The following is a 20,497-nucleotide window of genomic DNA, read 5'->3' on the forward strand; positions in this document are numbered from 1 at the left end:
GTTAACAGAGATTTGAGCGAACGGTACCCTCAGCTTCAACAGCGGGCGGTAGACTGAGGTCCCCTGAAGGTTGAGGAGAGGGTTTTCCCTATGCAGACGACCAGACTACGTGACCGTGCGGTGGGCGCTCTAAACTGTGCATCCATGGATGTGGACATGTCCCCAGTTGTCTTCCTCTCGACGTGGCCCAACCACCATCGGACATCATGCTAGCTATTTCTGCGTTGGGTCCTTGGTGGATCAGTTTGAAGTCCAGTGCCAAGGAGCTGGGTCTGCTCGGTCGAATTCCGATGTACGCGCTTGCCTCCGGCCTCGTCATCCTCGCCGGATTGGCGAGGGAAATCATCGTGGCGTCGACGTTTGGGCTTAGCGGCGATCTCGATGTGCTCGTTGCGGTCATGGGATTTCACCTCTTGTTCGGGGTGCAGGTGGGCAATGCCGTTCAGCAGGTGTTTGTGTCCAAGTTGGCGTCGCAGCATCACGATCGTCTCAGGCCGCTCATCAAACAAGCCGCTTGTGTCCTTATCTTGGTCAATGCGGTCGCTCTCACTGCGCTGGTCCTCGGGTCTGGGCCCGTGCTTCGTTGGATTTTCCCAGCCTTCACCGTCGAACAATATGAAACAGGCACCCGCTTGATACGCCTCTTGCTCTTTCCGATCGCGTGTGCCGGATTGGCGGGAATTTTGCGGGGTGGCCTTTCTCTCATAGGCAGTTTTGCCCCGGTCTTTCTGGGCGGGGCGGTCGTGTCACTCTCAACGATCGCATCGATCCTGGTCTTTGCCGAGCGATGGGGAATCGACGCGCTGGTATGGGGATTTGCAGCTGGGCATTTTCTCGTCCTTGGGTGGTTTCTGCTGGCGTTGTGGAACTGTCCGGATTCATCTCCACCCACAAATGCGGGAGAGCAGAGCCGGCCTGTTGAGGTGAGCGAACTATGGCGACCGGCATTGATCGTACTGTTCGGGGAATTTCTGTTTCAGGCCGTCGTGATGACCGAACGGAGCTTTGCGTCGGGACTAGGATCAGGGAAAATAGCTGCCTTCTTTTATGCAGGCTCGATCATTGCGGTCCCGCTCGCCTTGTTTACAACGCCGATCAATACGACACTCTTCCCGAAATTGGCCCGCGCCTTCCATACGGGGCGCCGCGAGGGGCAGGCGCTGTTAGTGCGATATGGTGCGGTTCTCTTCAGCGGAGCAGTCTTGTTCAGCATCGCGCTGGCTCTCGGTGCCAAACCGTTGATCGAGATCGTCTTGGTCAGAGGAAAATTTTCCATGGCCGACGCCGAGATCACCGCCCATATCTTGACAATGCTGGTGTGGGGATTACCGTTGGCCGGCTTGTACGGGATTATCAGAAATTCGTTCTACTCGCTTGCCGACTATCGCACGCCGGTGGTGGGATACGGGATCAAATGGCTGACCCTCATGCTGTGCGGCAGTTGGCTGGTTCCGTCTCTCGGCGTCGACGGACTCGCTATTTCCTCTGTGGCGGCCCAAGCATCCGATACGAGTGCGATGGGGTGGCTCTTGCATCGTCGCCTGACCGCACAGTCGGAGGCATTGTGACATCGACGACTGACGAGGATGAGCTCTCGTTTTCAGACAACCAAACCTGGAGCGGCCTCGTCTTGGGCCTGTGGCTGACGGGCGTGTTTGCCGGGTCACTGTTTGGGAGGATGGAGGGTCGAAAAGGGCACGTGTATGAGATCATCATGCTCATGTCGCTCGTATGGCCGGCCGGATATTTTCTGCTGAGCCGTTGTCGTTTCATCCCGAGCGGTTTCAGTGCTGGAACGATCGCGGGGTTGGCGGTGTTTGGAATCTTCTGTGGATTCAGTGCGCTGGTCAGCCAGGCGCCGCTCGAATCGACTCAGTACACCGCGTTGACGATTCTGACGATTATCGTTGTGCTCCAGTTCACTACTAACTTGGACGCGGCCCAGTATGAGATCGGGATGAAGACGTATGCCGTGATCATGGCGGCACTCGTCTCCGGGTTTGCCCTCTACGACTATGTGCCTGGTCGTCGGCTTGGGGGTGGGAGTGAGATCTTGAATCCAGCCAGTTTCGCGTTGGTCACCATGTCCGTTTTTATCACAGCCATGGCGATCAGAAGAGCCGTCGTACGGATTCCGATTCTTGTCACCATGGGGACTGTGATCTACCTGACCGGTGCGCGAGCCTCGGCTCTCGCGGCGATGGTTGGGCTTGCGATCACCCTCTTTTCACGCCGACGGACCGCGGGAACCAGTGGGTATCTCTTGCTTGCCGTCTGCATCATCGTCGGCGCCGCGCTAGCGGCATACTACAGCGAGGCCGTCGTTCGTGGGATCACCGACTTTTTCGCCATTCAGGACCGTCATCGCGGCTTGGAATCAGGCGGATCCGGGCGACTGGAAACCTGGAAAACGACATGGAATCTGTTTCTCAGCCATCCGATTCTTGGTGTTGGGTTTCGGACGCACGAAGTCGTTCTCAAGGTCGCCTCGTCGGCCCATAACGGCTACTTGGCGTTATTAGCAGAGATTGGGGTGATCGGGTTTGTGGCGGTGCTTTTTGTCACGCTTACGGGGTTGTATAAAACGTGGCGCCGGAATCAAGATCCCTCTCAAACGTTCAGTTCCAGCGTGCTCTTGGGATTAGCGTGCGGATATTGTGTCCTCGCGATTTTTGAGCGGTACTTCATCAATGCAGGCAATCCGACCTCGCTCCTGTTTCTGTTGAGCATTCTTGGCCCGGTCCTCTCCCAGGGCGAATTGGAAGCTGCGGAGAGTGGTCTCGCGCATGGCGATGGCGAGACCGAGGAGTTCGAGCCAGGTTCCCTCGACGATGACGCTTTTGAAGCCCGGGCAGGAGCATAGGGGTTTCAATGAAACACACGGCACCCGACAACATTCCTCTCGTTGTGCTGCAGCAGGTCTGTATTCCGCATTATCGCCAACGTTTGTTGGAAAAGCTGGGAACGGATCCGCGATTTCGCGTCCTTGTACTCGCAGATCCGGCAGCCGATGTTCCATTTCTTCCTCTGTCGGGCGCTCCCAACCAATGTCAATTCGAACCGGCCACGCAGCACGTCGTCAGACTGCCCTTTGGGCGTTCGCTGTCTTGGCAACCAGCTGCCGTGAGGGCGGTTATTCGAGAACGCCCTGATGTCGTGATCGCACAGGGGAGTCCCTATGAGTTGACAGCCTGGGTTTTGGCCATCGTTGGGCGCATCTGCGGGATACCAGTTCTGCTGTGGACTCATGGACTGCAGGGTGACGAGTCCGGAATCAAGTGGATAGTTCGCGCCTGGTTGTTTCGACTGTGCCGGGGATTGCTGCTCTATGGTGATCATGCAAAATACCTGTTGATGAGGAAGGGTTTTGCTGCAGGACGGCTGCATGTCATTTATAACTCCCTCGATGACGGTGAACAGGCTGCGGTGTCTGAGCAGATTGCGCCGGAAGATTGTGAGGCATTCCGCCGCTCGCTCGGCATCGGTGCACAGGAACGGGTGATCTGTTTCACGGGTCGTCTCCAGCCGGTGAAGCGCTTGCCATGGCTCCTGCGTGCATTACATCTTGTGGTGCAACAAGGCAGGAATGTCCATCTTGTCTTGGTCGGTGACGGAAGCGAACGACCGATGTTGGAATCGCTGGTGGAAGAATTAAGACTTACCAAGTTGGTGCATTTTCTCGGGGCTTCCTACGACGAATCCCGACTTGGTCTTGTGCTCTCCACCAGCGACCTGGCCGTCGTTCCATCCGGGGCCGGTCTTTCCGTCATGCATGCCCTCGGATACGGTACCCCGGTCCTCATCCATGACAAGGTTGAGGAACATTTCCCAGAGTGGGAAGCGGTCAAGGAAGGGGAGACGGGATGGTTCTATCGATACGATGACTTGTCGGACTGCGCCGAAAAGATCATCGACGCTCTCTTCCCCATCCCGCGAAAGCCCACGATGGTAGAGGCGTGCCGATCGGTGATCAACAGCCGATACAATACGACCACTCATGCCCAGCTGTTCATTAGCGCCATCGCGAAGCACTGTACGCTGGCGACACCTGTCGCAAGAGATCGGCGGCAGGTGGATGAGCTGATTCCGTACAGATCGTTCGAGCACTCGGTCAAGGAGCGGCGATGAGCAAGCTCATGAAACACGCGCGAGCGCTGTACACAAAAGTTGAGCGGCGCGTCGCTCAACACACCCTCAATCGTCTTCTGGACCACTGCGCTCTTGTTCACCACAAGATCGGCACAGGCTACGGAGGTTGGTTCGTCCCAGCCGACTTCCTGAGCAAGCGATCGCTCTGTTACGGAGTGGGTGTCGGTGAGGATATCAGTTTCGAAGTCGAACTCATCAATCAGTACGGGTGTGAAGCCCATTGTTTTGATCCAACTCCTCGGGCACAACGTCATGTGGACCAGCTGTACCGGAATACGATCAACGGCACCCCCACTTCAATCAATGATGCAGTCGATCTCTCCTACAAGATTGATCCAGGATGCCTAGCCCGGCTTCACTATCACGCCATCGGCCTGTGGAGCCAGGACCGAACCATGCGTTTCTACGCACCGGCCAATCCGTCTCATGTGTCACACTCGATCGTCAATTTACAGCACACCACCGAATACTTCGAGGCTGACTGCCGAACGCTCTCGACCGTGATGCAGACCTTAGGTCATTCTGACTTGTCTTTGCTCAAGCTTGATGTCGAGGGAGCGGAGTATGAGATCTTAGCATCGATCCTAGACGGCGACATCCGCCCGGCTATTCTCTGTGTCGAATTCGATGAAGGCTATAACCCATTGGACGAAGGGTATCTGTCGCGCATTCTGAATATGGTCTCTCGCGTCAAGACATGTGGCTATCGATTGACGCATGTCGATGGGTGGAATGCCACGTTCGTTCTCCGTCGTGCAATAGCGGGATCCGAGAGGAACATATGAAAGTTGGCATGGTTACGGCATCCGTGTCTCGAAAGGGCGGAGGGATACAGGAGGTTGTCAGAAGGAGCGCGATCGAGTTGCATCGTCGAGGTTCCAATGTCAGCGTTTTTGGACTCAGTGATGAGCATGCCGACGAGGATGGCAAAACCTGGAAGCCGGTTGCGGTCAGTGTGTTCCAACAGCGGGGGTACAAGCCGTTCGGATACGCTCCGGATCTGTTGTCGGCACTTCGTTCAGCGGCTCCGGATGTGCTGCACAATCATGGCTTATGGATGTATCCTTCCGTTGCCTCGGTGAAGTGGGCGAAACTGACTCACCGTCCCTATCTCATCAGCGTGCACGGCATGTTGGACCCATGGGCCGTCACCCATTCATATTGGAAGAAGAAGCTTGCGAGCATGATCTATGAACACCGCCACCTGACACAGGCTGCGTGTCTTCATGCGCTGTGTTCAGAGGAAGCCGATACCATTCGTCGCTATGGGCTTTCCAATCCGATTTCCGTCATCCCGTTTGGCATCGATCTTCCCCTTCTGGACCTTGGAGAGACGACTCGACATGAAAAGGCGCTCCTATTTCTTGGTCGTCTCCATCCCAAGAAAGGGCTCATGAACCTCTTGATGGCCTGGCAACGACTTCAACACGATCGCATACCCACCGTAGCGGGATGGGAATTATGGATTGCAGGATGGGACCAAGGGAATCATGAGCAGGCACTTCGAACATATGCTGCCGAGCAAGGCATCGAACGCTCCGTCCGGTTTCTCGGGCCGAAGTTTGGACGAGACAAGGACGTGCTGCTTCGGTCAGTGGGCGCATTTGTGTTGCCCTCCTTCAGCGAAGGCTTGCCGGTCAGTGTCTTGGAAGCGTGGGCCTATGGGTTGCCGGTGGTCATGACGAAAGAATGTAACCTTCCGCAAGGATTTTCATCCGGGGCGTCGATATGCATCGATACGACCGCAACAGGGATCGTGCGTGGGCTGCGGGACATCATGGCGCTGTCCGCTGACGATCGTACGGCCATGGGAATGCGCGGGAGACAACTCGTGGAACACCAGTTCTCATGGACTTCCTATGCGGAACACATGTCGTCCCTGTATGAGTGGATGAGTGGGGCGGGTCCACGGCCTGACTGCGTGAGCACTCATTAGGAATTGAGTTCAGAGGATGGGTAGTCTGTGATGAGCACTCCTAGACCAGACTTCCAAACCACTGGAAACAAGATACGTCGGATTCTGTGGGGTGCCGTCTGGTTGCTCGCATATCGACCAAGCCCGCGATTCCTGCATGGCTGGAGGCGGTGCTTGCTGAGGTTGTTCGGAGCCAACATCGAAAAAGGGGCGCACCCCTATCCTTCGGTCAAGATTTGGGCCCCATGGAACCTCACGATGAAACAGGGGAGTTGTCTGGGCGACTATGTGCGATGCTATTCGGTTGACCGAGTTACGCTCGAGCCTCATGCGACGGTGAGTCAATACTCGTATCTCTGCACCGCAAGCCATGATTATCGTGTTGATGGGATGTCGTTGATCACAGCTCCGATTACGATTGGGCCGCATGCATGGGTCGCAGGGGATGCCTTCATCGGACCAGGCGTGAGTGTTGGCGAACGAGCGGTCGTCGGCGCACGGACGAGTGTATTTCGTGACGTCGACCCTTGGACAGTGGTGGGTGGAAATCCTGCCCGACTCATCAGAAAGTATCACCTCGAACGCGAGGAATCATGACGGATACAGTCGTCGACATCTCAGGCTATGCGTATGAAGACGGTGAACTCAATCACTCACACAACTACCTTATCCCATCCTTGTTAAGCATTCTGGCTTCACTATCACTTCCTTCGGCCGACCGACGCGTGTTTGAGCTGGGGTAGTGTCTCATACGTTCCTTTACCTTCCGTTCGTGGTGAGCCCTTCGATTCACTCAGGACAGGCCCGTCGAACCATGAACGGAACCAGTTGAAAACACTCGCCCTTCGACAGGCTCATGGCGTACGGCCAATGTCAGCGTACTCATGAATCACACACTAACACGTCAGTGAGATCTCCTCCGCGCGTTCGAACCCGTGGCCCCCTCTCGACGATCCGTTCCGTTTTTAACATTTTGATAACACAAACTTGATGTTGACGTGGCTCTCTCCTTTTTGGGGGAGAGTAGACTTCGGTTCCTGAAAGAGGAGTGTCCACACACTATCCCGAAGCTACAACGTTACGAGTATGAGCCTGTCGATTCTCATTCTGACTCTCAACGAAGAAAGCAACCTGGCCGACTGCATCCAATCGGTGAATTGGTCAGACGATATTGTGGTGCTGGATTCCTTCAGTAGCGATCGAACGGTCAAGATTGCGGAGGAGATGGGTGCTCGCGTCGTGCAGCGGCGTTTCGACAATTGGTCTGCGCATCAGAATTGGGCGCTCGACCAAATCTCATTTAAACATCCCTGGGTGTTCTACCTCGATGCCGATGAACGGATGACCGAAGAATTGAAAAGGGAACTGCTCGCGATCGCCGGAGACTCCATGCATGCGTCAGTCGCCTACTATTGTGGGCGGCGGAATATGTTCATGGGGCGTTGGATCAAACATGCGATGCCGCCGGGCCTGATCATGCGCTTTTTCCGCCCTCCGTCGGTGCGATTCCAGCGGTTGGTGAACCCAGTGCCGGTGATCGACGGTCCGTATGGATACCTGACCGGGATGCTGATTCACTACAACTTCAGTAAGGGCGTTTCAGAATGGATCGACAAGCATAATCGTTATTCGCAGCTGGAAGCACAGGAGGGGATGAAACTGATTCACCAGCGTGAGGCACACGAACCAGGATTGTTCAGCACCGATCCTGCGCTCCGCCGGCGAGCACTTAAAAATCTCTCGTTCAAGTTGCCTTGGAGGCCGCTCATTAAGTTTCTGTATTTCTATGTCTGGCAGCGAGGATGGCTGGATGGGAAGGCGGGGTTTACGTACTGCGTCTTGCAAGCCTTCTACGAGTACATGATCGTCGTCAAAATGCACGAGCTTGAACGCCAACAACGCGGGCTCCCAATCTAAAAGAAAGCGAAGCGCCCGCATCCGCGGGCTCGATAGCTATGGCCAAAACACTTTTTGTCAATCGCTACTTCCATCCCGATCACTCGGCGACAAGCCAGCTCCTCAGCGACCTGGTATTCGATCTTGCCTCCCGTGGTCAGGATATTCATGTGATCACTGGTTGCCAGCTGTATGGGGATCCCCAGGCCTCTCTTCCTGTCGACGAGTGTATCCGCGATGTTCACGTGCATCGAGTACGCACGTCGCGGTTCGGACGGGGTCGGCTGCTGGGACGGCTGTTTGACTACCTGACATTTTATGTCGGTGCGACGTGGCGGCTGCTTCGCCTGGTCCGACAAGGAGACATCGTGGTCGCGAAGACCGATCCCCCGATGATGTCTGTTCCCGCTGCATGGGTGGTGAAGCTCAAGCGGGGGATCTTGGTCAACTGGGTGCAGGATCTGTTTCCGGAAGTCGCGACTTCTCTGGATGTGTACGGTGTGCGATTCGCTGCGCCCATGTTGAAACGGTTGCGCAATCAATCACTGCGGCTTGGCCGGTCAAACGTGGTCTTGGGAGAAATCATGGCCGAGCGCCTCCGTGAGCAAGGCGTCCCGTCCGATCGAATCACGATCATTGAGAATTGGGCTGATGGAGATGCCATTCAACCGATCGACAAGCGCGACAACCCGCTCATCAAGGAATGGGGCCTCGAAGGGAAATTCGTGCTGGGATACTCGGGGAACATGGGCCATGTCCATGAGTTCAAGACGATGATCGACGCGGCGGAAAAGTTGAATCACATGGACACCATTGGGTTTGTGTTTGTCGGTGACGGGATTGCACGGCAATGGCTCATCTCAGAAGCGGCTCGACGTGGCTTAGAAAACGTGCGGTTTTTCCCGTACCAGGAGGCGGATCGTTTGCGATGGAGCTTATCGCTTCCTGACGTGCACTTTGTGTCGCTGCGACCGACGCTGGAAGGACTGATCGTGCCGAGCAAGTTTTATGGCATTGCCGCAGCCGGCCGACCGATCATCCACATCGGTGATCCGGATGGCGAGATTGCTCGTATTCTCGAGCGAGAGCGATGTGGATGGAGTTTCTGCATCGGCGAGGTCGAGGCCTTGACGAACTGCATCTTGCGCCTGTCTCAGGAGGAGTGGGAGGTCAGGGACGCAGGGGTGTCTGCACGCCGGGTGTTTGACCGGAAGTATTCCCGTCTCCACGCTCTTGATAGCTGGCGAGTGCTATTGGAATCGGCGTCCTCTGTGGCGCCCTCTGTCGAAGTGGATGTGCTGGAACCGTTGGATCACCCTATTGCAGTTGGGAGAAAGTAATGGGCTCACGGATACTCAGATATGTGGCATCAGGGCTGGCGGTGGTCGGATTATTCGGCGCGTCTCTGCCGTCCGATTCCGTCACCACCATTGCGGCTGCAGCTCAACGTTCTTTCATCGTGTTCGACGCTACCCTCTATAAGAACAAGCCCTCCTTCAACGGGTATCCCATACGTCCGATCAAGCTGCTGTACGAATCGCGTCTGTTTACACGCAATCAGCCACACACTTCTTTGCCGGCCCAGGATACCGTCCGGTCCGTTGCCAAAGAGTTACGTGGAGGACCTGACCGAGTCATCATCGACATCGAGCGCTGGCCGTTGAAGGGAGACGCCAAGCTCGTGAAGGAAAATGTCGACAAACTTGTGACGATCCTGACCTGGATTAAAGCCGAAGCACCGGATATCGAGGTCGGAGCCTATGGAACGGTTCCGCTGCCGGACTATTGGCGTGCGATTCGAGGCCCTGGAAGCAAGGAGCATCAAGCGTGGCAACAGGATAACGACCGGTTAGATGAGATGGCCGCTCAATTGAGTGCGTTGTATCCGACGCTATACACCTATTACCCGGATCGTGAAGGATGGGTACGATACGCGATCGCGCAACTCACGGAGGCCAAACGGAAAGCTAATGGAAAGCCGGTCTATGCTTTTTTGTGGCCGCAATACCACGATTCAAATAAGAAACTTCGGTTCCAGCCTATCGAACCGGAGTACTGGGAGCTCCAGTTAAATACCGTCTACCAGCATGCCGATGGTCTCGTGATCTGGGGTGGTTGGGGGGATAAGGGGCCGGAAACTTGGAACGAAGCCGCCCCCTGGTGGCAAATCACGAAACGGTTCCTGAGTCAAATGGACTCATCCCAACCCAACCGTCCTATCGATCTCACCGTGCAATAGCCGTTCATCAGCGTTATCTATTTTTAACAATCCGTTAACACAATCTTGAAGCTGATTTGGCCATCCGTGGATCAACCGGCGATAGACTGCACCGAACGACTTGGTGGAATAAAACATGTCAACTCAACCGACGACCCTCGATGTATTGCCGCCTTCTTCAGGCCTGTCTTTTGACCCTTCCTCGTTGAACCGGAGGAGTCCGCTCCTCTGGGCGTTTCTCGCCGTCGTCGCAACCATCCTCGGCTACCTGTACGCGGACAGTCTGCGGTTTCTAGGCGAAGCGTGGTTGGAGGAGAACAACAGTCACGGCCCCTTTATTCCACTGATCTCGCTGTACATGGTGTGGATGCGATGGGGGCGGGTTCAATCGACCGAGCCCGTTGGTCTCTGGTGGGGAATTCCTATCGTCGCCGTCGGGTTGTTCGTATACGCTGTGGGGCAGTTCGCCGCGATGCACGCGGTCGTGCACGTCTCGTTCTGGCTCGTGATCCTTGGAATGCTGACCTGCACCATTGGACTGTCGGGTATCTGGCAGGTCGCGTTTCCTCTCTGTTATTTGCTTGCCGCCATCCCGCCGCCCACATTTCTGCAGTACGAACTCTCCAGCCGCCTCCAACTCTGGTCCTCTGCGTTGGGAATCGGATTTCTCCAATCGATCGGTGTCATGGCGTTTCGCGACGGGAATGTCATCGATTTGGGACGCATTCAACTTCAAGTCGTGGAGGCGTGCAGCGGGCTTCGGTATTTGTTCCCACTCACGACCCTGACGATTTTGGTGGCGTATCTGTACCGCGAATCGCTCTGGAAGCGGATCCTGCTCGTTCTGTCGAGTATCCCGATTTCAATCTTGCTCAACGGCTTTCGAATCGGCGCCATCGGTGTATTGGTCGAATATTACGGATCGGGGGCGGCCGAGGGGTTTACCCACTTCTTCGAAGGTTGGATCATGTTTGTGGCGAGTCTCGGTTTGCTCTGTGTGGAGATGTGGCTTCTCGCGCGGATAGCTGCAAGGGCCCCGTCGCGTCCCTTCGTCGATCTGATCGGTTTGCCGGAGGCTGCTCCGCCAGCCGCACGGTCGGATAGAAGCCGTCGAACCCTGATCCCGCTGTCTACGGGATTGGCCCTCCTTATCGTGGCGGTACCAGTCGCTCCGTCGCTGGTACAAGGGGAGTTTTCCCCACCGCCCAGACAATCACTCACAGAATTCCCCTTGCGTCTCGACGCGTGGCAGGGGGCCTCGTTTCCGATGGAGCGGCAGTATCTCGATGCGCTGCAATTGGACGATTACATTCTGGCCGATTATATCGCACCGAATCAGCCTCCGGTGAATGTGTATCTGGCGTATTACCTCTCGCCGAAGAAAGGTCGGTCTTCACACTCGCCCAAGCAATGTATCCCCGGTGGTGGCTGGGAAATCACCTCCTTCGAACCTCTCCATATGGAACGAGTGTCGGGGGTGGAACCGGGGCAGGAGATCAATCGGGTGGTGATCCAGAAAAGCGGGCAAAAGCAGATCGTCTATTACTGGTTTAAACAGCGCGATCGCTGGATTACCAGTGAGTACTTGGTGAAGTTTTTTCTCTTCTGGGATTCACTCACACGACGGCGTGCGGACGGCGCACTGGTGCGCCTGACTTCCGCCGTTCATGCAGGAGAGAGTGAAGCGGTCGTGGACCAGCGGTTGCAGGTTATGGCCGGTCTCGTCACACCATTGCTGAGTCGATACGTTCCGGATTGAGGGAAGGCGAAGTGGGTTCCATTTTATTCTTCAGTTTTATGGGGTCCTTGATCATTTGCATGGCATTGATCCCGACGCTCGCAGCATCGGCCGGTCGGCTGGCCTTTATCGATGTGCCACGAGACCGACATGCCCACCGTGAACCGATTGCCAAAGTCGGGGGAATCGCGTTCGGGGTTGCGACCTTCGTCGCGGTTCTCGTCTGGGCGCCGAAAGATCAGCTGATTCTCTCGGAGTCTGTTCGGTGGGGTGGTCATCTTGTTGTTTGGGATCTGGGATGACCGAGTCGGACTTAGCTACCGGATGAAGTTCGCCGGGCAGATCCTGGCCGCGGTCATTGTCGTGGTCTTTGCTGGAATCCGTATTTCGTCTATTCCATTCCTCGATGATGTGCTCATTCCCGCCTGGGTGTCGGTACCGCTTACGGTGATGGTGATCGTCGGCGTCACGAACGCCGTGAATCTCTCGGATGGACTCGACGGCTTGGCTGGAGGCCTGTCGCTCATCAGCTTTACCGGCATCGCGTATCTGGCCTATCAGGTGAATGAAGCGGTACTGGTTTTGCTGACGGTGTCCGTTGTCGGGGGGCTGCTCGGGTTTCTCAGGTTTAACACCCATCCGGCGAGGATTTTCATGGGTGATGCCGGCAGTCAATTTCTCGGCCATTACCTGGCAGTGGCGGCCATTCTCCTGACCGACGCGACCAGGACGGCCTACAGTCCGCTTTTGACGCTGTTTCTTTGGGGGGTCCCGTTGTTGGATACGGTCGGGGTCATGATTCATCGGTATGCGCAAGGACGATCACCCTTCGTCGGTGATCGGAGTCATGTTCATTACCGATTGTTGGCGTGTGGGCTTACGCATGGACAAGCGGTGACCCTCATCTATGGGGTCCATGCCATCATGGTGGGCTGTGCCTATCTCCTTCGCTGGCAGCCTGATGGGCTGTTGATTGCGGTATACGTGGTGTTCGCCGGCGGGCTGTATGGTCTCTTTATGGGTATGCCACACACTATCACCTCGGCTGAAGCGGACTCGTCATTGATCACGCAACGCCGTGCCCAGGGTAGTCCCAATCCATGGGCTATCGGCGAAGCTGCGCTCACGATCTTGTACCTGGCGATTCCGCTGTACTTACTCGGATCCCTCCTCGTCCCTCGCGAGATTCCATCTGATGCGGGTGTGGTTGCCGGAGCCTTGACGATTGCGGTGCTTGCTTCGTTCTTCTTTCCCTCCGTCGCTCCCTGGGCCGTGCGCGCTGCGTTGTACATCGGCAGCACCTCGGTGCTGTACTACAGCGACGTATTCCCACGCGCAGTCATGGCCGAGATTCTCACCACGGTCAATGTGGGAGTCGCCCTGTTGGCGGTGCTTGTGATCCTTGCGATCCGCTTGATCGGCGAGGAGCGTTTTCAGACGACTCCGTTGGATTACCTCATCATCCTGTTTGCAGGGGTTCTGCCGTTTCTGCCGGGAATGACCGTCGGTGATGTCCCCATGGGGCTTCTGACGGCGAAGTTAATCGTCTTGTTCTTTGCCTTTGAATTGCTATTGAACATACGGTCGTCTGCAGTAGGGCGTCTTGGCGTCGTCTCTCTGGTGATGCTGACTGGTGTCATGCTGCGTGCCTGGTGGCCATAAGGGGGAAACAGAGGAGAATGGACATGAAACGATGTGTCGCGTGTGGACTGATGCTTATGGTGGCTGTAGGGCTGAGTGCCTGTGGTGGGGCTGAAGAGCGTAAGGCCAAGTACCAGCTCAAGGCCCAAGAGTACTTCCAGGAAGGGAATTTCCCCAAAGCCAGAATTGCCCTCAGAAATGTGCTCCAGATCGATCCGAAAAATGTCGACGCGTACTTTCTCTATGCGCAAGTCGAAGAAAAAGAGCAAAATTGGCGCAATGCGTTCGCTGCCTATCAGCAGGTCGTCGAACTCGATCCCCATCATGATCGTGGCCAGGTCAAAGTGGCGAAGTACTACCTCGAGGTTCGGGCATTGGACCAAGCCAAAACGATTACGGATCGGTTGCTGGCCCAACAACCGGATCATGTGCCGGCGCAGGCCATCAAGATCGCGATCATGGCGCTCTCCGACCGGGTGAAAGAGGCGGTCAGCCAGGCGGAGAAGCTGATTGCTGCGGCGCCGACGGAGGTGGATGCGGCCTTACTGATCACGGCGCTGTACACCTCGGTTCAGAGGACGGGAGAGGCAGTTCCATTTCTGCGTCGAGCCTTAGCGGTACATCCGGACAATCTTGAATTGCTGGATGTATGGGCAACCACACTGCTCAAGCAGGGGCAGAACGGCGAGGCGGAGGAGACGCTTGAGAAAATCGTCAGACTGGAGCCAACGGTGTTCAATCACCGGTTGCGCCAAGTCTCCTTCTATGACGGACAACAACAATACGAAAAGGCGGAAGCCATCTTACGGGACGCGATTCGAGCGGAGTCGGATAACGAGAAGCGCTGGTTATCATTGGCGGAATACATCGGAAAACGCCGCGGTGTGGAGCAGGGAGAGGGCATATTGCAAGAGGCACGAAAGGCACTCCCGCACAACGGCAAGCTGTGGCTGGCCTTAGGTGGCCTGTACGAATCGACTCGACGAGTCGATAGGGCACGCGAACTCTATCGTGAAATGGAGACGGCATTCTCCGGAAAGCCTGAGGCCAATGAAGCGCAAGTGAAGCTCGCAAGCCTGGATTGGGCTGAAGGCAAGGTCGAGGAAGCCGCACAGACGATCGAAGCCGTGCTGAAAGAAAACTCCCGCTCGAGCGATGCCCTTTTACTAAGAGGGAAGATTGCGCTTCAGCGAGGCAATGGGAAGGATGCCATTCTCGACTTTCGATCTGTCTTAAAGGATCAACCGGAAATGGCAGAAGGGCATGTCCTCCTGGCCCGAGCACATTTGCTGACTGGTGAACCGATGTTGGCACGTGACAGTCTGGATAAAGCCCTTACCTTCAAGCCGACGCTGGTGGAGGCACAGACCCTGTTGGCAGGACTGGATGCGGCTGCCGGTCACTTCAAGGAGGCGAAGCAACGGCTGGATCCACTCCTCGAGCGAGAACCAGGCAATGTGGCGCTTCTGGGCATGCTGTTTCAGCTTCAGCTGCAGGAAAAGGATTGGAATCATAGCCAAAAGACGCTCACGCGGCTGCGCCAGGCCGGAGCCGATGAAGGCCTCGCAAGCTTGGCGGAAGGGCACGTGGCGCTGGCCCAACAGCAGTGGGATACAGCTGAGGCTGCATACACCAAAGCCGCTCAGCGCCGGCCATCGGCGGCCGAGCCGCTCATCGCCCTGGTGCAGCTTGATGTACGGCGCGGTCGTATGCCCCACGCGCAACAGCGTCTGGAGTCCATTCTGGCCACGTCGCCGGAGCATCCCTATGCTGCGGGATTCCTCGGCGAATTGTTGCTTACAAAAGGAGAGTCAGCTGCGGCTGTCTCCCACTTGGAGACCGCCGCTCGTGTGAATCCCAAATGGACGACCCCCTGGGTACACCTCGCCCGGCTCCATCAAGCACAGAAGCGCACGGCGGAAAGTGATGCGGTGCTTCGAAAGGGCTTGGAAGTAAGTCCGGAGAATGAACAGCTGCGTCTCTTGCTCGCGATGAGTCTGTCATCACAGGGCCAGCATAATGAAGCCATCGGTCATTACGAAATGGTCTTGAAACGCGCTCCGTCGTCGCTGGTGGCGGCGAACAATCTTGCGGCGGCGCTGGTCGACCACAAAGGCGATCCGCAGAGTCTGGAACGCGCCTTGGCGCTGAGTCGTGGGTTTGAATCGCAGAAAGCGAATCCCTATCTCCTCGACACGCTGGGATGGGCCCATCATAAGCTCGGTCACGGGGCCGATGCCGTGCGGGTGCTGCAGCAGGCTACGGCAATGGCACCTGATCATCCGATTCTCAACTATCACCTGGGTGCCGCCTATGTGAAGGTCGGGAGGGAAGCGGATGCCGTGACTCATCTCAAGAAAGCTCTGGCTTCCGGAACTCCGTTCGACGGCTTGAATGATGCCAAAACATTACTTGGAGAAGTAGCAGGATGATGACTATGTTGCGACCGTTGGTCGGATGTCGGTTCAGTCGCATGGCGGTTATCACGGCGTGCGTCTGCCTTGTGCTCCTCGGCGACGGCCGGCAGCTCTTGGCCGAACCGGTGAGCGGCGAGCCCACGAATGTTGAGCCGACCTATCTCTTGGGCCCGGAAGATATTCTCAAGGTGGCTGTGTGGAAAGATGAACAATTGACGCAAGAAGCGGTGGTTAGACCGGATGGGATGATTTCATTCCCCCTCATCGGAGAGGTCCAGGCCTCAGGTCGTACGGTCGAAGATGTTCGCAGTGAGATTGCCCTGCGTCTGACGAAATATCTCCCGAATCCCAATGTGACGGTGACGGTTCTGAAGGTCCTCAGCTATCGCATCTATGTGCTGGGACGGGTCAATAAACCGGGTGAATATCAAGCGGGACACCATACCGATGTGCTACAGGCGTTGAGCATGGCTGGTGGGTTGACGGCCTATGCTTCAGAGAACAACATCAAGATTATTCGCCGAAACGGAACCGACGAGTTGGTGTTTCCCTTCCGCTACGGCGATGCCAAGAAAGGGCAAGACTTACACCAGAACATTCTGCTTCAGCGTGGTGATGTGGTGATGGTGCCGTGACAGGATGGAACAAGCGCAGGCTGATTGTGATCCAATGCCTTGGTGGAAGCAACGCGGGCCATGCCGTTCATGCTGGTTGCTCGGCATGCTCGTGTTGGCCATGGTCGGTTGGAAGGGCGAGACCTTGGCAGCGGAATGGTCCGCCGTTCCGTCATTGAGCGTGAAGGGTATCTACAACAGCAATCTGCTGCTGCGTGATGGAAACAACGAGGTGTGGGGGAATTGGGTGACACCGGCCGTCAAATTGAAAGGAGCGACAGAGTCATTGTCGATAGAAGGGGAAAGTCGAGCGGACTTTGTCCATTACTTTGGCGACCAAGACCGATCCTTCACCAATTATTACTTCCCGCTACGGACATCGTATCGTACCGATCGACATATCTTGGGGTTCGAAGGTGGCTTTACCAACGACAACACGCTGCGAGGAGAGCTGGAGACGACCGGCCTTGTGTTGTCCTTCACCCAGCGGAACATGTGGACTGCCAACCCGAGTTGGAAAGTCGGTATCACTGAACGGCTCTCTTGGCAGAGCGGGTATAACTTCGTCGATGCAAGTTATCAAGATGGACAGCGTCTTGGTCTTTTCAACTATCGGGTTCATGGAGGCACAACGGGGCCTACGTATCACGTGACCGAGTTGGACCAGGTTCAGTTGACCGGGGAATACACGCTTGTGGGCATCCCAACAATTGGGCTGGAGTCGACGTATTACGGTGCGCAAGGGACCTGGACCCATGACTTCGGTGATCACTTGATCGGTTCAGTGGGGGGAGGAGGACGATTTGTCAGCTCGGATTTGGATATTCCCGGATCGGGGTCCGTGAGGAGTCATGAAATCGTGTGGGTCTACAATGCGTCCCTGAGCAAGCAGTATGAGCAAACGACGATTCGAGTCGATGGAAGCCGACGGATCAATCCCAGCGGATTCGGGCGTCTGCTCCAGACCGATCGCGTGGGAGGATCGCTTATGCATCATGTGAATGAGACTCTCACGGCATCACTGTCTGGTGGTCTCTACTTTGTGTCGGGCATCGCCACCAGTCCATCGAGTCGCGCTTTTCCAAGTGCCAGATTTTTATCCGTCAGCCCCAGCCTCTCATGGAACTTTGCCGAATCATGGACTGTTGAGGCCACGTATACGTTTGCCGAAAGATCTGTGGAAGACCTCAACCAACACAATGGAGCGCATTCGATGTTTCTTGTGCTCCGCTATGAAGGACTTAAATGGGCAGTGTCACGTTAGGCAGCGATCAGAGACCACAGGGCCGCGCGGCGACCAATCTCCGTGCACAAGCAACCGTGTCCGACTATTTGGCGGTGCTACGCCGCCGACGTCGGTTGATTCTCATGGCAGGAGCGTCGCTGCTGGCAGCGAGCGTCGCCCTGGCATTTCTTTGGCCGCCGGTGTATCGCTCGACCGCGACGATTTTGATCGAAGAACAAGAGATTCCTCCCGATCTGGTGCGGTCGGCCATCGCGACCTATGTCGATCAGCGCATCGAAACAATCAAGCAGCAGGTGCTCAGCCGATCCACGCTTTGGCGCATGGTCGAACAATACAAGCTGTATCAAGGGCTTCGCACCCGAAGCTCGACCGAAGAGGTGCTGGAGCGATTTACGAAAGATATTGCGATCGAAGTCATGAACGTCAAGGTGATCGACAAGCGATCACAGACCCCGACTCAAGCGACCATCGCTTTTACGTTGGCCTATGATGGTGAAACTCCGGAGGTCGCACAAAAAGTCGCCAATGAGCTGACAAGTCTTTTCCTGAACGAAAATCTAAAGACCCGTGAGCGACATGCTCAAGAAACGACGTTATTTCTCAAACGGGAATCTGAAAATTTATCTCGACACATTCAAGAATTGGAAGAAAAGTTGGCCAAGGTTAAGCAACGGGCGGACGGAGCGTTGCCGGAACTCGTGCAACTGAATATGGCCATGATGAATCAAGCCCAACGGGAACTCATCGATGTCGACCGTGATATCAGAAGTCTGCGAGAGCGCAAAACCTATCTCGAAGGCGAATTGGCGACGCTAAAACCCCATACGCCGATCATCAGCGCAAGCGGCGAACGGCTGTTGGACGTCGACGAACGGCTGAAAGCGCTGCGTGCTCAGTTTGCCAGTCTTGCGGCCTACGTGAAACCCGATCATCCCGACATGATCAAGATGAAACAGGAAATATCGTCGCTTGAGCTGGAAACCGGTGGATCGGACGGTCGGGACGAATTGTCGAAACGTCTCATGGCGGAACGAGCCATGCTGGATGATCTTCGCGGGCGTATGCACGATGCCCATCCCGACGTCATCCGTGCCCAAGAGGTCGTGGCTTCACTGGAGCAGGAATTACAGGCTGCGATCGAGCGCGCCGCATTACACGTGACCATCAAGCCGGAGAATCCCGCATACATTAATATTGAGTCGCAACTGGCTTCGACCAAGGCGTCGTTGCAGGCGATGGAAGCCGCGCGCAGTGAGCTGAAGCGCCGCATGTCTGAGTACGCGACACGACTTGAGTCGACACCGACGATCGAGCCTGAGTATCTGGACTTGATTCGAGATCGGGAAAACTCCGTGCGGAAACATCAAGAAATTTCGTCTCGGATGATGGAAGCGCAAGTCTCGGCCGAATTGGAGGTTCAGCGGAAGGGCGAACGGTTCTTATTGATCAATCCACCGGAACTGCCTGAAAAACCCAGCCAGCCCAACCGTCCGGCGATCTTAATACTCGGTGCGCTATTTGCCATCTTCGGTGGAGTCGGTGTCGGTGTCGCTGCGGATAATCTTGACGGCAAAATCCATACAAGGGAGCAGCTTGCCCGCACCATGCGAAGCATCCCGGTCCTAGCCGTCCCCTATCTGCCTTCAGAGCGTGAGGTGGCAACCCTGGCCCGTCGCCGTGTGGCCGTCAGCCTCTCTGCCCTTGGAGCCCTTGCAGTGGTGGCGATCGTCCTCCATCTGACCTGGAGGCCATTGGACGTCGTGTGGTACACGATCCTCAGAAAATTCGGATGACACGAACATATAGAAGGGACGCCTCATCTGATGGAATATCTTCAGCACGCTCAGGAACGCTTCAAGCAGCAAACAGGCTCAGCAGGTACGGACCCAGGCCGATTGGTTGACGACACCCGGCGACCGGGTTATCCGATCACGTATACCGCCACCAAGACGATCACGATTTCCGATCGTGTGATGCGGGAGCAGCGTTTAATTACCGGGTTCGACGAGGGCCCCTTTGTCGATGCCTATCGGGTGTTACGCGCACAAGTCCTGCAGCAGTATCGTCAAAAAGGATGGAATGTCATTGGAGTGTCGAGTCCCTCCGATCAAGAAGGCAAAACACTGACGGCGGTCAATCTCGCGCTCTCCCTGGCGATGGACCTGGCTCATACCGTGTTGTTGGTTGATGCCGATATGCATCGACCGGCGGTGCATCGTGTGTTTGGAATGGAGTCTGTTCCAGGACTGACCGAGTATTTGTTCGATAATGCGCCGCTCACTCAGCTGCTTATTCATCCAGGAATCGGGCGGTTTGTCTTCTTGCCAGGGGGGAGGGCGATCAAGAATTCGGCCGAGGCGCTCGCGTCACCGAGAATGACCGGTCTTGTTCAAGAACTCAAACATCGGTACCCGTCCCGTCTTATCGTGTTCGATCTTCCGCCGCTCTTGTCCCGCGCCGATGTTGTCGGATTCGCCCCGCATATCGATGCGTTGTTGCTCGTTGCGGAAGAAGGTCGCACAGCGGCAACCGAGGTCGAACGATCTTTGGACGCATTGAAAGGAACGGTTCCGATTCTTGGAGGCGTTCTGAATAAAAGCGGCCGTGCCATGTTGACGCTACGGCAGGGTCGGAAACTGGTCAACACTGATCGCTGAGTCATA

General features: G+C 56.0%; 18 protein-coding genes. All 18 read left to right on the forward strand.

Going from position 1 to position 20,497, the window contains the following annotated elements:
• The first annotated feature begins 206 nt into the window (after window positions 1–206).
• The 18 genes from IPM58_11875 to IPM58_11960 all read left to right on the forward strand — a co-directional run bounded on the left by IPM58_11875 (window position 207) and on the right by IPM58_11960 (window position 20,491).
• Entirely contained in the window at window positions 207–1,568 is a 1,362-nt protein-coding gene (locus IPM58_11875) for a hypothetical protein (GenBank protein ID MBK9307757.1), read from the forward strand.
• Entirely contained in the window at window positions 1,565–2,863 is a 1,299-nt protein-coding gene (locus IPM58_11880) for an O-antigen ligase family protein (protein MBK9307758.1), read from the forward strand. Before IPM58_11875 ends, IPM58_11880 begins: the two co-directional genes overlap by 4 nt.
• Window positions 2,864–2,871: 8 nt before the next feature.
• Window positions 2,872–4,128 (forward strand): glycosyltransferase family 4 protein, encoded by a 1,257-nt coding sequence (locus IPM58_11885; GenBank protein ID MBK9307759.1) that lies wholly within the window; start codon window positions 2,872–2,874, stop codon window positions 4,126–4,128.
• Between the two features lie 8 nt (window positions 4,129–4,136).
• The gene (locus IPM58_11890; protein ID MBK9307760.1) at window positions 4,137–4,934 is read left to right on the forward strand and encodes an FkbM family methyltransferase; all 798 of its coding nucleotides are present in this window, start codon (window positions 4,137–4,139) and stop codon (window positions 4,932–4,934) included.
• The gene (locus IPM58_11895; GenBank protein ID MBK9307761.1) at window positions 4,931–6,085 is read left to right on the forward strand and encodes a glycosyltransferase; all 1,155 of its coding nucleotides are present in this window, start codon (window positions 4,931–4,933) and stop codon (window positions 6,083–6,085) included. Before IPM58_11890 ends, IPM58_11895 begins: the two co-directional genes overlap by 4 nt.
• A 30-nt stretch (window positions 6,086–6,115) precedes the next feature.
• Window positions 6,116–6,661: a putative colanic acid biosynthesis acetyltransferase gene (locus IPM58_11900; protein ID MBK9307762.1), complete on the forward strand. Its 546-nt coding sequence runs from the start codon at window positions 6,116–6,118 to the stop codon at window positions 6,659–6,661.
• Window positions 6,658–6,807 carry a hypothetical protein gene (locus IPM58_11905; protein ID MBK9307763.1) on the forward strand — a complete coding sequence of 50 codons (150 nt, stop codon included), beginning with the start codon at window positions 6,658–6,660 and terminating at the stop codon, window positions 6,805–6,807. Before IPM58_11900 ends, IPM58_11905 begins: the two co-directional genes overlap by 4 nt.
• A gap of 343 nt (window positions 6,808–7,150) precedes the next feature.
• Window positions 7,151–7,981 carry a glycosyltransferase family 2 protein gene (locus tag IPM58_11910; protein MBK9307764.1) on the forward strand — a complete coding sequence of 277 codons (831 nt, stop codon included), beginning with the start codon at window positions 7,151–7,153 and terminating at the stop codon, window positions 7,979–7,981.
• 38 nt (window positions 7,982–8,019) lie between these two features.
• Window positions 8,020–9,300 carry a glycosyltransferase family 4 protein gene (locus tag IPM58_11915; GenBank protein MBK9307765.1) on the forward strand — a complete coding sequence of 427 codons (1,281 nt, stop codon included), beginning with the start codon at window positions 8,020–8,022 and terminating at the stop codon, window positions 9,298–9,300.
• Window positions 9,300–10,199, forward strand: a complete 900-nt coding sequence (locus tag IPM58_11920) for a hypothetical protein (GenBank protein ID MBK9307766.1) — start codon at window positions 9,300–9,302, stop codon at window positions 10,197–10,199. The genes IPM58_11915 and IPM58_11920 overlap by 1 nt, the downstream gene beginning before the upstream one ends.
• A 115-nt stretch (window positions 10,200–10,314) precedes the next feature.
• The gene (gene xrtD / locus IPM58_11925) at window positions 10,315–11,937 is read left to right on the forward strand and encodes a VPLPA-CTERM-specific exosortase XrtD (GenBank protein MBK9307767.1); all 1,623 of its coding nucleotides are present in this window, start codon (window positions 10,315–10,317) and stop codon (window positions 11,935–11,937) included.
• A 59-nt stretch (window positions 11,938–11,996) separates the two neighbouring features.
• Window positions 11,997–12,218, forward strand: a complete 222-nt coding sequence (locus IPM58_11930; protein ID MBK9307768.1) for a hypothetical protein — start codon at window positions 11,997–11,999, stop codon at window positions 12,216–12,218.
• Window positions 12,187–13,578, forward strand: coding sequence for an undecaprenyl/decaprenyl-phosphate alpha-N-acetylglucosaminyl 1-phosphate transferase (locus tag IPM58_11935; protein MBK9307769.1), 1,392 nt, complete (start codon window positions 12,187–12,189; stop codon window positions 13,576–13,578). The genes IPM58_11930 and IPM58_11935 overlap by 32 nt, the downstream gene beginning before the upstream one ends.
• A 23-nt stretch (window positions 13,579–13,601) precedes the next feature.
• Window positions 13,602–15,989 (forward strand): tetratricopeptide repeat protein, encoded by a 2,388-nt coding sequence (locus IPM58_11940; GenBank protein ID MBK9307770.1) that lies wholly within the window; start codon window positions 13,602–13,604, stop codon window positions 15,987–15,989.
• Between the two features lie 41 nt (window positions 15,990–16,030).
• Window positions 16,031–16,609: a polysaccharide biosynthesis/export family protein gene (locus IPM58_11945; protein ID MBK9307771.1), complete on the forward strand. Its 579-nt coding sequence runs from the start codon at window positions 16,031–16,033 to the stop codon at window positions 16,607–16,609.
• Between the two features lie 4 nt (window positions 16,610–16,613).
• The gene (locus IPM58_11950; protein MBK9307772.1) at window positions 16,614–17,852 is read left to right on the forward strand and encodes a hypothetical protein; all 1,239 of its coding nucleotides are present in this window, start codon (window positions 16,614–16,616) and stop codon (window positions 17,850–17,852) included.
• Complete coding sequence (locus IPM58_11955) at window positions 17,834–19,627, forward strand: lipopolysaccharide biosynthesis protein (protein MBK9307773.1); 1,794 nt, start codon at window positions 17,834–17,836, stop codon at window positions 19,625–19,627. The genes IPM58_11950 and IPM58_11955 overlap by 19 nt, the downstream gene beginning before the upstream one ends.
• A 30-nt stretch (window positions 19,628–19,657) precedes the next feature.
• Window positions 19,658–20,491 carry a CpsD/CapB family tyrosine-protein kinase gene (locus IPM58_11960; protein ID MBK9307774.1) on the forward strand — a complete coding sequence of 278 codons (834 nt, stop codon included), beginning with the start codon at window positions 19,658–19,660 and terminating at the stop codon, window positions 20,489–20,491.
• Window positions 20,492–20,497 lie beyond the last annotated feature (6 nt).

Source organism: Nitrospira sp., from assembly GCA_016715825.1.
Lineage (GTDB): Bacteria > Nitrospirota > Nitrospiria > Nitrospirales > Nitrospiraceae > Nitrospira_D.